General features: G+C 47.2%; 13 protein-coding genes. 3 read left to right on the forward strand and 10 right to left on the reverse strand.

Translation table 11 applies throughout. From position 1 onward, the window contains the following. Nucleotides 1–14: 14 nt before the first annotated feature. Nucleotides 15–2,234 (reverse strand): DNA helicase PcrA, encoded by a 2,220-nt coding sequence (pcrA, locus tag BSI_RS06575; RefSeq protein WP_003240136.1) that lies wholly within the window; start codon nt 2,232–2,234, stop codon nt 15–17. Nucleotides 2,235–2,295: 61 nt separating this feature from the next. Beyond that, a complete protein-coding gene (gene pcrB, locus BSI_RS06570) occupies nt 2,296–2,982 on the reverse strand; it encodes a heptaprenylglyceryl phosphate synthase (RefSeq protein ID WP_003240137.1) in 687 nt (228 codons plus the stop codon). Between the two features lie 282 nt (nt 2,983–3,264). On the opposite strand from pcrB, the gene BSI_RS06565 reads away from it, so the two are divergent. Then, complete coding sequence (locus BSI_RS06565; protein ID WP_004397657.1) at nt 3,265–4,842, forward strand: FMN-binding glutamate synthase family protein; 1,578 nt, start codon at nt 3,265–3,267, stop codon at nt 4,840–4,842. A 37-nt stretch (nt 4,843–4,879) separates the two neighbouring features. On the opposite strand, the gene BSI_RS06560 is transcribed toward BSI_RS06565, so the two are convergent. From BSI_RS06560 to BSI_RS06550, 3 genes are read right to left on the reverse strand one after another with little or no spacing between them, the layout of a single operon-like run. Beyond that, nucleotides 4,880–5,194: a YerC/YecD family TrpR-related protein gene (locus BSI_RS06560; protein WP_003219429.1), complete on the reverse strand. Its 315-nt coding sequence runs from the start codon at nt 5,192–5,194 to the stop codon at nt 4,880–4,882. A gap of 2 nt (nt 5,195–5,196) precedes the next feature. Then, nucleotides 5,197–6,192 carry a DUF3048 domain-containing protein gene (locus tag BSI_RS06555; protein ID WP_004397666.1) on the reverse strand — a complete coding sequence of 332 codons (996 nt, stop codon included), beginning with the start codon at nt 6,190–6,192 and terminating at the stop codon, nt 5,197–5,199. Nucleotides 6,193–6,218: 26 nt separating this feature from the next. Then, the gene (locus BSI_RS06550; RefSeq protein WP_004397681.1) at nt 6,219–7,961 is read right to left on the reverse strand and encodes an adenine deaminase; all 1,743 of its coding nucleotides are present in this window, start codon (nt 7,959–7,961) and stop codon (nt 6,219–6,221) included. 130 nt (nt 7,962–8,091) lie between these two features. On the opposite strand from BSI_RS06550, the gene BSI_RS06545 reads away from it, so the two are divergent. Continuing rightward, nucleotides 8,092–8,325 carry a YgaP family membrane protein gene (locus BSI_RS06545; RefSeq protein ID WP_004397684.1) on the forward strand — a complete coding sequence of 78 codons (234 nt, stop codon included), beginning with the start codon at nt 8,092–8,094 and terminating at the stop codon, nt 8,323–8,325. 14 nt (nt 8,326–8,339) lie between these two features. Here BSI_RS06545 and BSI_RS06540 read toward each other — a convergent pair whose 3' ends face one another. Continuing rightward, nucleotides 8,340–9,614, reverse strand: coding sequence for an APC family permease (locus BSI_RS06540; RefSeq protein ID WP_004397687.1), 1,275 nt, complete (start codon nt 9,612–9,614; stop codon nt 8,340–8,342). Nucleotides 9,615–9,757: 143 nt separating this feature from the next. Between BSI_RS06540 and BSI_RS06535 the strand changes: the two genes are divergently transcribed. Further along, the gene (locus tag BSI_RS06535) at nt 9,758–10,180 is read left to right on the forward strand and encodes an Lrp/AsnC family transcriptional regulator (RefSeq protein ID WP_004397689.1); all 423 of its coding nucleotides are present in this window, start codon (nt 9,758–9,760) and stop codon (nt 10,178–10,180) included. 36 nt (nt 10,181–10,216) lie between these two features. Here the strand turns inward: BSI_RS06535 and purD are convergent, their stop codons facing one another. From purD to purM, 4 genes are read right to left on the reverse strand one after another with little or no spacing between them, the layout of a single operon-like run. Continuing rightward, a complete protein-coding gene (purD, locus tag BSI_RS06530; RefSeq protein ID WP_004397691.1) occupies nt 10,217–11,485 on the reverse strand; it encodes a phosphoribosylamine--glycine ligase in 1,269 nt (422 codons plus the stop codon). A 15-nt stretch (nt 11,486–11,500) separates the two neighbouring features. After that, nucleotides 11,501–13,039: a bifunctional phosphoribosylaminoimidazolecarboxamide formyltransferase/IMP cyclohydrolase gene (purH, locus tag BSI_RS06525; protein ID WP_004397693.1), complete on the reverse strand. Its 1,539-nt coding sequence runs from the start codon at nt 13,037–13,039 to the stop codon at nt 11,501–11,503. Next, nucleotides 13,036–13,623: a phosphoribosylglycinamide formyltransferase gene (gene purN, locus BSI_RS06520; RefSeq protein WP_004397695.1), complete on the reverse strand. Its 588-nt coding sequence runs from the start codon at nt 13,621–13,623 to the stop codon at nt 13,036–13,038. The genes purH and purN overlap by 4 nt, the downstream gene beginning before the upstream one ends. Further along, nucleotides 13,620–14,660, reverse strand: a complete 1,041-nt coding sequence (gene purM, locus BSI_RS06515; RefSeq protein ID WP_004397697.1) for a phosphoribosylformylglycinamidine cyclo-ligase — start codon at nt 14,658–14,660, stop codon at nt 13,620–13,622. Before purM ends, purN begins: the two co-directional genes overlap by 4 nt. Between the last annotated feature and the right edge of the window lie 49 nt (nt 14,661–14,709).

A 14,709-nucleotide genomic window follows, 5' to 3' on the forward strand; every position in this document is an offset into this window, starting at 1 on the left:
CCTTTCCTCTTCAATTACTGCTTTTCAATGGGAGCGAATGCTGCTAACAGGCGTTTCACGCCGACAGGGCTCGGGAAGGCAATATCGAGCTCCGTTCCTTCTCCTTCGCCTTTCACACTGACGACAGTTCCTGTTCCCCATTTTTTATGGCCCGCCTTATCTCCGACTGCCCAGTTTAAGGTGTCGCCGCCTGTTTTGCTGGCGTAGGATACCGGACGTGAAACAGGACCGCGTCTCGGCTGCATTTTTCTCGCAGACGGCGCTCTCGTTTCTTTTTTCTCATTTAGGTTTTCCAATAAATCATCCGGTATTTCAGCAATAAAGCGAGATTCCGGGTTCATATTTGTTCGGCCAAACAAGGTGCGCATTTTAGCGTTGGTCAGATAAAGCTCCTGCTCCGCCCTTGTAATCCCAACGTAAGCAAGGCGGCGTTCTTCTTCCATTTCCTCTTCCTCCATGAGAGAACGGCTGTGCGGGAAGACGCCTTCTTCAAGCCCCATCAAGAAAACAACCGGGAACTCCAGTCCTTTTGCTGCGTGCAGTGTCATCAGGGTAATTGCATCCTTGCCGCCGGACTCCTCTTCTTTCTGATCAAGCTGATCGATGTCTGCGATCAGCGCCAAGTCTGTCAAAAACGCAACGAGTGTTTTGTCTTCGCTTTTCTGTTCAAAGTTTTTCGTTACGGACAGGAACTCGTCGATGTTTTCTAAACGACTTTGGGCTTCGATTGATTTCTCGGCCTTCAGCATTTCTCTGTATTCCGTCTTATCAAGAATTTCTTCTGTCAGCTCTGTAATGGATAAATAATCCTGCATATTGGTCAGGTTCTCAATCATCTGCCTGAAACTGTCGAGCGCGTTGGCCGCCTTGGCGCTGACGCCGATAAAATCGACCTGCTGAATCGCTTGGAAAAAGGACAAGCCGTTCATCGCCGCATACGAAGCGATCTTTTCAAGTGATGTCGCGCCGACTCCGCGCTTCGGCACATTGACAATGCGCGTGAAACTGATATCGTCATCCGGATTGGATACGAGGCGCAGGTACGCGAGAATGTCTTTAATTTCTTTTCTGTCATAGAACTTTGTGCCGCCGACAATGTTATAGTTCAAGCCTGCTTTGAGAAGCGTTTCCTCAATCACACGCGACTGCGCATTTGTCCGGTACAAAATGGCGATATCCGACAGCTTCCGCTTGCCTGAGCTGTGAAGCTGATGAATTTTACCGGCCACAAACTGTCCTTCGCCGAACTCATTATCTCCTCGGTAATAGGAGATTTTGATGCCTTCATCGTTTTCCGTCCACAAATTTTTCGGTTTGCGGTTTGAGTTGTTTTTGATGACCTCGTTAGCCGCGCGCAAAATCCGTTTCGTTGAACGGTAGTTTTGTTCAAGCAGTATCACGCTCGCGTTCGGATAATCTTTTTCAAAGGAAAGAATGTTGGCGATGTCCGCTCCGCGCCATCTGTAGATCGACTGGTCAGAGTCCCCAACAACGCAAAGGTTCTGGAAGCGCTCCGCAAGCTGCTTCACGAGCATGTATTGGGCTCTGTTCGTATCCTGATACTCATCGACGTGGATGTACTGGAATTTGCGCTGATAAAATTCAAGCACTTCCGGCACACGGTCAAACAGTTTAATCGTTGTCATAATTAAATCGTCGAAATCGAGCGACTGGTTTTTTAAAAGCTTCTTCTGATAATCAACATACACATCGCTGACCACCTGATCGTAGTAGCCGCCGGCAACTTTAGAGAATTCCTCCGGTTCGGTCAATTCGTTTTTGGCACTGCTGATCGTGCCGAGGATGCTTCTTGGGTCAAACTTCTTTGGATCAAGATTGCGCTCCTTCAAAATTCCCTTGATCACTGAAAGCTGGTCAGCCGTATCAAGGATGGAGAAATTGCGGTTGATCCCAATCCGGTCGATATCTCTGCGCAAGATCCGCACGCACATGCTGTGGAATGTAGAAATCCAGATATCGTCCGCACCCGGTCCAAGAATGCTTTCCACACGTTCTTTCATTTCGCGTGCCGCTTTATTTGTAAATGTGATCGCCAGAATATTCCACGGCGCCACATGCTTTTCCGCCATTAAATAAGCGATTCTGTGTGTCAGGACACGCGTCTTTCCGCTTCCCGCTCCGGCCATCAGCAAGAGAGGCCCGTCCGTTGTTTTGACAGCTTCCTGCTGAACAGGGTTTAGTCCGCTTAATAATTGATTGCTAATGTAATTCAAAATTTGTTCACCCGCCTATACAAAACATATGTTCTATCATAAACCAAATCCGGTCAATTTACTACTCGCCTTTCACAGCCGCTACTGTTTTCAAAGCCCGGTCAAAATCCTCATACACCGCATTGCCTACAACGATCACGTCGGCATGCTCTGCATATTGCTTTGCCGTTTCCGCATCCTTGATGCCGCCGCCGTAAAACAAGGTGGACGTTTCCAATACAGCCTTCGTTTTCTTCACGGCTTCTATGTCTCCAAGCACGCCGCTGTATTCTAAATAAAAAATCGGAAGATGCAGCAGCTCAGACACACGCGCATAGGCGACAATATCGTCAATACTCAGATCGGCTTGCGCTTCAGTCAATGCCGCGGCTTTGCAATCCGGATTTGCAATGCAGTAGCCTTCCGCCACGATTTCTTCCATAGACATCAGTTCTCCGAATTCCTTCATGGCTCTCTGGTGCATTCCGACAATCCAGTCCGCATTTTTACTATTTAATACACTCGGAATAAAATATAAGTCAAAGCCGGGAACGATCGCTTCAATCGCTGACACCTCAAGGACACACGGCACTAAAAACCGTCTCACCTTAGACATCATCCGCAGGACATTGTCCTCTGTCACACCATCGCTTCCTCCGATTATGACCGCATCCGTTCCTGATTCACAAAGAATCTCCAGCTGTTCATCAGGCAAATCTTTATTTGGATCGAGTTTAAAGACATGCTTCCACTCCGTTACATCGTACACGTCATACGTTCCTCCATTCGTTTGTTACCATTTAAACATTATAACAAATTCACATAGCGCGGAAAAACGGAAAAAGCCGTTAATCTCGTTATTCACTGAAAAAGGTGTTTTGATTCTTTTTTCATAAAAAAAGAGAGCGCTCATGAGCATTCGTATGACATGTGGAAGCACCTACGCTGTAAGTCCCCCAAAAGAGTTTCTGTAATTTCTTCCGTCCAAACTGTTATTGTTTGGAAAGCGTTCAACTGTGGAAATGATTACATAAAAAAGGGAGGCTGACAGATGGAAACCATCATCATTGCACTCATCGCATTTATCATCGGGATCATTGCCATCCCCATCATTTTGTTTGTCTGGATCTACATAAAGGATGAAAAACAGCAGGAGCATTCGATCCTCCGCAACTATCCTGTGATCGGAAGGTTTCGATATATCCTTGAAAAAATCGGGCCGGAGCTCAGGCAGTATTTATACAGCAATGACAACGAGGAGCAGCCTTTTTCACGAAAGGAATATGAGCAAACCGTCATCTCGGGCAAATACAAAAGCAGAATGATGGGCTTTGGATCTGTAAGAGATTTTGATAAACCGGGCTATTATATCCGTAACGCTCTGTTTCCGAAACAAAAAGAAGAAATGCGTGTAAACCAAACGCCTAAAATTGAAACCCAAATCTATCAACTCGATGCTGACAATCTGTTCAAACGCAAGGAACACGCCGAGCACATCAAGGCCGATCCGTATTTTCTCCACCCTGATGATGTGCAAGTGATCGGCGAGCATACATGCGAGCAGCCTTTTTATGTAAAGGGATTAGTCGGCCAGTCTGCCATGAGCTACGGTTCCCTTGGAGAACGGGCGATTACGGCGCTCTCAAACGGGCTTCATCAGGCAGGCGGCACTTGGATGAATACCGGTGAAGGGGGATTGTCTGAGTATCACTTAAAGGGAGGCGCCGATATCATTTGCCAAATCGGGCCGGGGCTTTTTGGCGTACGCAAAAGAAATGGGGAATTTTCATGGGAGGAGTTTAAAAGAAAAAGCAGGCTTGACCAAATTAAAGCGTTTGAGCTAAAGCTGGCGCAAGGAGCCAAAACCCGCGGCGGCCATGTGGATGGCGCCAAGGTATCAGAAGAAGTGGCAGACATACGGAATGTTGAACCCGGGAAGTCGATTGACAGCCCGAACCGCTTTCATGAATTTTCAAGCACTCCTGAAATGCTCGACTTTATTGAGAAACTTAGAGATGTCGGACAAAAGCCAGTCGGAATCAAACTTGTCGCAGGCCATCCTGACGAATTACACGAGCTTTTTTCTTATATGAAGAAAAGCGGAAAGCATCCGGATTTTATCACGATCGACGGGAGCGAAGGCGGTACCGGCGCTTCCTTTTATGAGCTCGCTGACACAGTCGGCCTTCCGATTATGACAGCCCTGCCTCTTGTTGATACGCTGCTTAGACAATACGGCTTGCGCGGCCAACTGAAAATCTTTGCTTCCGGAAAGCTCCTGACTCCTGACAAAATCGCGGTGGCCTTAGCCCTCGGCGCTGACTTTGTTAACATTGCACGCGGCATGATGTTTTCGGTCGGCTGCATCCGCGCTCTCGTATGCCACACCAACACTTGTCCGGCAGGTGTGGCGACAACAGATCCCAAACTGCAAAAAGCACTAAGCGTCGAGGAAAAGCAGCACCGTGTCTGCAACTACGTCATTTCGCTACGCGAGGGGCTGTTTAACCTCGCTGCCGCAGCCGGCATTAATTCGCCGATCCACTTTTCCAAGGAGCATGTTGTCTATCGAAAAGAGGATGGCAGCATCGTCGACATCGACAAACTCATTCACCAATTTGTTTCATAAAGAAACCGCCCTTGCCGAACGGCAGGGCGGTTCTTTGTTATTTCGAAGAAGACTCTGTTTCCGTCTCCTTCACACGGTCAAGCGCCATTTCATAAGCGTCATTACCGTAATTTAAGCAGCGTTTCACACGGGAAATCGTAGCTGTGGAAGCGCCTGTTTCTGTTTCAATCTTATGGTACGTGTTTCCTTCGCGAAGCATGCGCGCCACTTCAAGGCGCTGAGCCAGCGATTGAATTTCGTTAATTGTGCAAAGATCATCGAAGAACCGGTAACATTCCTCCAGGTCTTTCAGCGATAAGATCGAGTTGAATAACTGGTCCAGCTCTTTGCCGCGTAATTTATCGATTTGCATCGTTACACACCTTCTCCTTTACTAATGGAAGCCGCATCGAGATCAGGCACGATATTAATCCAAGTCTTTCCTGGCACAAACGGCAGCCATTTGCCGTCTTTTACCGACACAATTCTTCCGTTTACTTGTTTCCAGTCTGTTTCAATGACGTTTCCGTGCTGAAACAACAGACCTTTCCCTCCTGATTCCAGATCGATGTCCCGCCTTCCATCTTGATCAATAGTATGATGGCTGGCTTCAACAATGAAAATATTTTGCATTGCAACCGGCTTTCCGGTTTCCCGGTCTGTCGTTATGACACCATCAGAGCTTCTTTTATAAGCTTCAGCTTTTTTATCATAGTTGTATTCGACAAGATTTGTAACGTTCTTTGTTCCATAATCTACCCGAACATTGTAAGATTCATTTACAGGTTTTGCTTCTGATGTTTGAAACAGCAGCGGATCTGTTTTCCGCTTCAGCTTATATCCCTTTTGTTCCGCCGCCTTTTTTATGTAATCATAAGACGTGTAGGAATTGTGGGGCGGTTTGCTGAAATCGGCTCTCCAAAATAAGCTTCCGTCAAAATCCAATCCGTTAATATAATCGGCAGCTCCGGATTCCAGCTGCTCTTTGGCGCCGGGACTCCAGCCGTGATGGACAAATATGCTGTCAAAGCCATTGCTGAGAGTGACGAAATATTCCCGCGCGCTCCGCACAGGGCCGACAGTTTCAGGCATCTGGCTTTGAAAAATGGCCAGAAATCTTGTAATTTGCCCTTCGGCAAGCGCTTCTATGACAATGTCGGCTTTAGACAGTCCTGACTGCGGCCTCGCCTTCGGGTGATTGTTCACCACAACAGCAACAGGCCGGCGTTCAGTCACCTTCTGTTCAGTCGCCAGTCCCGTCAAAGAAGCTTTCGGCTTCTTTGCAGAATCAGGGACAGCATCCTTCTGCTGACAGGATACAAGCAGAAAAAACACGAAACACAGCACGCAAACTGTCATCCATTTTTTCATATGTCGGCTCCCCGCTCTTTTATATTTTAACGCATTATCGATGGAAAGAGTACAGTTTTTTTCATGACGTCGAAGATTCCTCTCGGCGTAATACGTATATACGGAAGGTGCGTACTTTGCAAAAAGAGCAGCGTATAGACGGGATCACAAAATTCGTAGCCTCTTTCAGTCAAAAGATCTCTCAGCTTTTGTTCCTTCTCAAGTACATCTTCATACGTTTCCGAAGAGGCGCATCCGCACAGCGCAAGCGGAATTTCATGCAGAATGTTCCCGTTTTCCGCAAGAACAATTCCTCCTCCGATTTCTTTCATGCGAGCGAAAGCGAGCAGCATATCCGCTTTATTTTTTCCAATCGCGACAATATCCCCCGTCGTCGTAAAGGAGCTCACAAATCCCTGCACGCTTGAGGCAAACCCTTTTATCATCGTATTGACGCGCCATTTCCCATGTTTGTCAAGCATCGTCAAATAACTTTCATCATGGTCAAACGAGAGCTGCTCCATCGAATTGTCGATCTCAATCATATACGGCTCCATAATGACCGCATTCCGCATTTTCACGCCCATCGGCATCGAAAACTGCAAATCATCCATCGTCATATCATATGAAAGCTCAAGCGGGACAAGACCGCCTTTGTTCCAGTCCATCTTTGTAAACGCCTTCATATCACTGCCGTCTTCACGAAGGATAATCCCTTTTGATAGAACGGTCACAGGATTCGGGTTTAACGGGTCTTCAAGTATGTTCAGTGATGCCAGTCTACCCGGTCCGACAACTCCTAAATAGTCATCCATTTGGTAATACTTCGCGATATTAAATGATGCCATATTGTAGGCATCGATTGCCGGAACTCCTTCTTCTAACGCGATGCGGATCAGCTCGTTTGTCATGCCGCCTTTATAGAAATTCGGCGTCGCGCCGTCTGTCGTATAAAAGAAGTGGTCATAATAGCGGAAGCCCTTCTCATGCAGCTCCTGCAATATGTTTCTTACATCAGGGCGAATGGAAGAGTTCCGAAGGGAAACATAGTAGCCCAGTTCCAGCCTTCTCATCACTTCATTACCTGTCATCGCTTCATGATCACAATCCGCTCCGAACAGCTTCATTTTTGTAAGCGTTTTATCTGAAGCGCCGGGAAAATGCCCTTCAATGCGTTTCCGCTGTTTCTTTGTAGCTTGCATGCAGTGAAGCATTAAATCATCACCATCTACCAAACGAGGCCATCCGGTCATTTCTCCGCCTTGAATGACATCCGGATGTTCAATCCACTGTTTTCTGACGTCAAACGGAAGAACGTGATCCTCGTTCAGAACCTCGGTCTGGAGGTCATAGCGTGACCACCAAAAATACTGGACCGGCTGCTTTTTGAGTTCATTTAAAATCGTAAGCGCTTTCTTTTTTCCGCTTTGTAAAAGCAAAAATAAGTTATCATTCACAAATGTCGTTGTTCCGTATTGAGACACATATTCCGCCAGCGTTTGGGGATTATATATTTGAAAAGGATGTGCGTGCGGTTCGATATACCCTGGCACAATGTATTTTCCTTCACAATCAATCGTATGAATTTCTTCGGCTCTATTCGGAAGTTCATGACCTACATAAACAATACGGTCCTGATAAATCCAAATGTTTTTTTTCAGCCATTGTTTTACATATGGATTTAAGACGAGAGCATTCCGTAAAAGGAGCGTTGGAAGCAGCTTTGAGTCTACAACATCAACCTGTGCCCTGATGTCTTTGTTTTTCCAGTTAAAGGTGCGTTCGGACATTCACATACTCTCCTTTACATGTATTAGACTCATGTTATCACATCCTTACTCATCACGCACGATAAAAACGTTACAAATTTTTGAAGGTTCAATTTAAAAAACTTTTTCAAGTAAAAAGGAGCGGATTTCCATGAAGCCAAACATCAGTCTCATCAATGCCGTCTTCAGAATCGCCTGCGGACTGACGATTATGTCAGCCGCCAGCGCAAAGTTTACGAAAAAGCCTTGGTGCAGAATGCACCTCTTTTACATCTTTATGGGGGCCTTGAAAGCAGGTTCGGGAATCTTGCGCTTCTGCCCTGTGACCTACATGTTTCAAAACGGCGCTATCGGAATTAACGAACAAGAGCATCAAGACAGATAAACGGAAAAGCTTGATCACAAAACATGATCAAGCTTTTTCTCATGACATCCCGTTGTCTTCATATAGAGATACCCTGCGGCTGCCAGAGCTGCCGGATAAAGGAGTGCCCAGCCGCTGAACGTGTAAATCACTGCGCACGCCATAAACGCCCCGAGCGCCATCCACCAGCCTGAATCTCTCCATTTCAGCAGTTTCAGTGCTGCTGCCATTGTACATATGTAAGAGGCAATGAATGCCGCACTCGGCCCTTTTAACAGAGCCGTCAAATCGATTTGAAACAAGCCATGCGCCGCAAGCACTAAGCCAAACACTGCGGCCAGCACTATCAATACACGGATAGGCGTATGTTTTGTCTCACTGAGTTTCCCGAAATATAAGGGGATGTGCCCCTCTCTCGCTAATGCGTATACCATTCGGGAAAAACCCGCAATATTGGCGTGAATGGTGGCGAATGTAATAAACAGTGCTAAACATACCGTTACATATACTCCGCTTTCCCCGGCCCCTTTTGAGATAAGCATCGCAAGCGATGCGATTTCTCCATTCTCTCCATAGGAATGAGTCCCTATCGTCACAAAAGACAGCATGATATACAGCCCTGCTACACAAGCCGCTGCCAAGAACAAGCTGAGCGGGACATCTTTCTCAGGGCGATGAAATTCCTCAGCCAATGGGGTAATCATTTCCCAGCCTACAAAAGAGAAAAAAATCATAACAGAAACAGACCCTGCGGCAGACCAGCCATGCGGAAGTAACGGCTTAAATTCTGCTATCCTGACGTGAGGCAATGACACGGCAATAGAAGCGACAAGCAGAAATACGATGACACAAATGACGAGTGTACTGATGTTTGCAGATAGTTGAATGCCTCTTATATGAAGCAAAATGGAGACAGCCAGCATGCAACCTGCAATTAAAGTAATCTGCCAATCCGAAGCCTCTGTAACGTAACTGACGTAATGCGCGCCAGTCAAAGCGATGACAGGAACGCCGATCGGAACGGACCCTAACATGATCCAGCCCAAAATCGCTCCGGCTTTTTTCTGAAAAGCCAGCTGCACATAAGCCGTGATTCCTCCCGCGCTGGGCGCTATTTTCACAAGCCGGGCCAGCGTGCCGACAAGAAGAAAAGATAAGAAAGACATGAACACCCAAACAAATAAAGAAGCGGGACCGGCTGCGTCAGCAGTGACAGACGGCAGGATTAATATCCCGCAGCCTAAAACGGCCCCAATCGTTAATGCCGTCCCTTGAATCCAAGTGATAGAACGCTGCAATTCTGGCAACATGATGCCTCCTCTTCCGTTGATGGCTTTATTATAGGAAAAATAAGACGGCATCCATATGCTACAATTAAGTTAAATCAACAGCATCACCTTATGATAAAAGGAATTTTCACGAATTTGCTTAAACATGTAAAGGAGCCAGACAAATGGACGATACAGACCTTCAAATTCTCTCGCATTTGCAGCGAAATGGCAGATTAACGATGGTTGAGCTGGGAAAGCTTGTCGGACTCAGCTCGCCAAGCGCGGCGGAACGTGTCAGGAAGCTGGAAGACAGAGGAGTGATTACCGGCTACAGCGCGAATATCTGTTACGAAAAACTAAACAAGCACGTAACGGCTTTTATTCTGATGGAGCCGAAAAGCTGTAAACACTATGCCGCCTTTGCTGCAGCGCACCCGGATGTGGCAGAAAACCACCGCATTACAGGGATGTACAGCTATGTGACAAAAGTGGTGACAGAATCAGTACATACGCTTGAAGATTTTATTGACGCTTCGATGGCCCACGGAAAACCGACTACGCTGGTTGTGCTTTCTTCTTCCGCTCACCACCCCGCTTTTGTATAAAAAAACCCGCAGCTTAATCTGCGGGTTTTCTACATTTTATTTTTGGGCAGCTTTTAAAGCGCGTGCCCCAATGTCTTTTCTGAAAAAGAGTCCCGGCTTGATGATCTCATCAACGGCTTTGTACACTCGGTCTCTCGCCGCTTCAAACGTTTCATCAAAAGCAGTCACATTGGCGACGCGGCCGCCGTTTGTGACGAACTCTCCACCTTCTGCTTTCGTTCCGGCATGGAAGACCACAACCTGCTCAGTTTCCGCTGCAAGGCTGCCGATCGGCGTGCCTTTTGCGTAGCTTTCCGGGTACCCTTCTGAAGCAAGCACAACACTTACTGCCGCAGTATCCTTCCATTTCAAGTCAACTTCCTTATCTTCTAAAAGATCAAGAAGCACTTGTACCAGATCAGATTCCATGCGCGGAAGTACGACCTGTGTTTCAGGATCGCCAAAGCGGGCATTAAATTCGATGACCTTCGAGCCGGTTTCGGTGAGCATCAATCCCGCGTACAAAACGCCAGTGAAGGAACGGCCTTCTTGTACCATTGCTTTTGCAGCGGGCTTGACGATTGTTTCTACGGCATGGCGGACGGTTTCTTCCGAAATTTGCGGAACTGGAGAGTAAGCGCCCATTCCGCCCGTATTCGGGCCTTTGTCTCCGTCAAACGCTCGCTTGTGATCCTGGGCAATCACCATTGGATACACCTTTTCTCCTTTGACGAATGCCATAAGAGAAAACTCTTCGCCGGAAAGAAATTCTTCAATGACAACAGACGCGCTCGCATCACCGAACTTCTCATCCTCAAGAAAATCATGCAGACATGCAATCGCTTCTTCCTCTGTCATTGCAACGGTTACGCCTTTTCCAGCCGCAAGTCCATCCGCTTTTATGACAATCGGAGCGCCTTTTTCCTGCACATATGCCTTTGCCTCTTCAAAGGATGTAAACGTGTCGTATTCTGCGGTCGGAATATCATATTTCTTCATTAAATCCTTAGCGAACTGTTTGCTTCCTTCGATGATCGCAGCGGCTTTTGACGGGCCGAATACACGCAAACCGGCTTTTTCGAATTCATCAATCAGACCTTCAATTAAAGGAACCTCAGGGCCGACAATGGTCAGGCCGACCTGATTTTCTTTTGCAAATGAGACAAGCCCGGCGTGGTCGCTTTCCTCAATGTTTACAAGCTGTGCGGAAGCTGCCATGCCGTCATTTCCCGGAGCGGCAAATACCGTATCAACGAGGCTGCTTTGCGCCACCTTCCATGCCAGCGTATGCTCTCTTCCGCCTTTACCGATAATGAATACATTCACGTCGTTTTCATCCCCTTAATGTTTGAAGTGTCTAATGCCGGTGAATACCATGGCAATGCCGTACTCATCCGCTTTTTTGATGGAATCCTCATCACGTACAGATCCCCCCGGCTGAATGATAGCCGTAACGCCCGCTTTTGCCGCTTCTTCAACAGTATCCGGCATTGGGAAAAATGCATCAGATCCAAGTGCGCTGCCTTTCGCTTTTTCTCCTGCTTGCTCAATGGCAATTTTCGCTGATCCGACGCGGTTCATTTGGCCTGCTCCAACGCCGACTGTCATGTTGTCCTTTGTGAGAACGATCGCATTTGATTTCACATGCTTTACGACTTTCCAAGCAAGCTTCAAGTCTTCCCACTCTTGCTCGTTCGGCTCTCTTTTTGTCGGAATGCTGATCTCAGCATCATCAAAGCCGTGCATATCTAAATCTTGAATCAGCAGCCCGCCTTGAACGGATGTCAGCTGTTTTTCTTTTTGAACGGCAGCTGTCACATCAAGCGTCAGCAGACGAAGATTTTTCTTCGCAGTCAGGATGTCAAGCGCTTCTTGGCTGAATGAAGGCGCAATGATGATTTCTAAGAAAATGTTGTGAAGCGCCTCTGCAGTTGCTTTGTCCACTTCACGGTTCAGCGCGATAATGCCGCCGAAGATAGATGTTTTATCCGCTTCAAATGCTCTGTCAAACGCTTCTGCGATCGTTTTTCCTGTTCCTACGCCGCAAGGATTCATATGCTTTACGGCAACCGCAGCCGGCTCAGTGAATTCACGAACGATTTGAACTGCTGCATCCGCGTCTTTAATGTTGTTGTAAGAAAGCTCTTTTCCGTGGAGCTGTTCTGCTTGCGCAATAGATCCTTTAACAGGAAGCGCGCTTTGGTAGAATGTTGCTTCCTGATGCGGGTTCTCTCCGTAGCGAAGCGATTGTTTTTTCTCAAATGTTACAGTGAATTGTTCCGGTTCTTTTTCACCGACAACATCTGTCAGATAATCAGCGATCAGTGCATCATATGCCGCAGTATGACGGAATACTTTTGCCGCCAGCTCGCGTTTTTTCTGAAGTGATACGCCGCCTTCTTCTTTGATTTGATTCAGCACTGGGCTGTAATCCGCCGGATCAACGATAACCGTCACATCCTGATGGTTTTTTGATGCCGCACGCAGCATACCCGGGCCGCCGATGTCGATATTTTCAATCGCATCTTCATATGTGACATCTTCTTTAGAAATCGTTTCTTTAAATGGATAAAGGTTGACGACAACGAGGTCAATCGGCTGAATCCCGTGTTCATTGATCTGCGCCATATGCTCTTCATTGCCGCGAACTGCCAGAAGACCGCCGTGAATATTCGGATGAAGTGTTTTTAGCCGTCCGTCCATAATTTCAGGAAAGCCTGTCACTTCAGAAATTCCGATGACATTCACACCGTTTTCTTGAAGAAGCTTTTTCGTTCCGCCTGTTGAAATGACTTCAACGCCAAGCTCTGTCAGTTCTTTTACAAAAGGAACGAGATTTGTTTTATCTGAAACACTGATTAATGCACGTTTAATGGTCATGCCTTTTCACCTCTGTTATTTAATCCTAATAGCTGTTTAATCACAATCGGATACCATTTATGCTCAAGCTTGTGAATCCGCTGTTCGATTGTTTCCAATGTATCGTGTTCGTCAATTTCGATTGCCTTTTGAGCGATGATCGGGCCTGTATCCATTCCTTCATCGACATAATGCACGGTGATTCCGGCAACCTTCACACCCGCGCGGTACGCCTGCCCGACTGCATCAATCCCAGGAAACGCGGGAAGAAGCGACGGGTGAATGTTGATGATTTTTCCTCCGTATGCCTGAAGCAGCGTGTCACCGATCAGCCTCATATATCCGGCAAGAACAATCAATTCAACGTCATGAAGGCGAAGCTGTTCAATAATGGCCCGTTCAAATGCGGCCTTGTTTTCATAAGACTTCGGCTCAAATGCAAAGGATGGAATATGGAACGTTTCCGCCCGTTCGATGACTTTCGCCTGCGGTTTATCGCAAACGAGGAGCGATACGGACGCATCCCAGTTCTCCTCTTTCAAACGCGTGACGATGGCTTCGAAGTTTGAACCGTTTCCGGATGCAAATACCGCAAACTTTTTCATGAAAGTGCCGCACCGCCGAATGTGACGCCTTCTCCTTGTTTCACACGCCCGATCAAATAGGCTTTTTCGCCATGGCTTTCAAGCGTTCCGATCACATCCGTCAGATGCTCTTCTTTGACTGCCAAAACAAAGCCGATCCCCATATTAAAGACGTTGAACATGTCTTCTTCCTTCAGCTTGCCATACTCTTGCAGGAAAGAGAAAATTGGCGGGATCGGCCATGAGCCGTTATCGATTTCCGCACTTAAGCCTTCTGGAAGCATGCGCGGGATATTTTCGATGAATCCTCCGCCTGTCACGTGCGCCATGCCGTCGACTTTTCCGCTTTTCACCGCCGCAAGCACAGGCTTCACGTAAATTCTTGTCGGTTCAAGCAACTCCTCGCCAAGGGGGCGGTCAAACGGTTCGTATGTTTTATCAAGATCCAGCTCCGCATCCTCCAAAAGCACTTTTCTGACAAGGGAAAATCCGTTGCTGTGAAGGCCGCTGGAGCTCAGGCCGATCAAAAGATGACCTTCTTTGATGTTTTCTCCAGTCACGATTTCGTCCTTTTCCGCCACTCCGACTGAGAAACCGGCAATATCGTATTCATCAGCTGTATATAGTCCCGGCATTTCAGCAGTCTCGCCGCCAACTAAGGCTGAACCTGACTGCTCACAGCCGTCTGCTACACCTTGTACGATCTGCTCAATTTTCACAGGGTCCGCTTTGCCGACCGCTAAATAATCAAGGAAAAACAGCGGTTCTGCACCTTGTGCCAGCACATCATTGACACACATTGCAACAGCGTCCACGCCAATCGTGTCATGCTTATCCATGGAAAAAGCTAGCTTTAATTTTGTGCCGACACCGTCCGTTCCCGAAATTAAAACAGGTTTTTGATAAGAAAGCTCAGACAGGTCAAACATGCCGCCAAAACCGCCAAGGCTGCCCATAACGCCAAGCCGTTTTGTGCGCTCCACATGTTTTTTCATTCGTTTTACAGCTTCATATCCGGCTTCGATGTCAACTCCTGCGTTTTTATATGCTTCAGACATCCTATTCACTCCTTTAAGGCGCTTTTCAAAATATCTCCCCGAACGAGGG

Origin of the sequence: Bacillus inaquosorum KCTC 13429 (assembly GCF_000332645.1) — a bacterium.
In the GTDB taxonomy this organism is placed as follows: Bacteria; Bacillota; Bacilli; order Bacillales; family Bacillaceae; genus Bacillus; species Bacillus inaquosorum.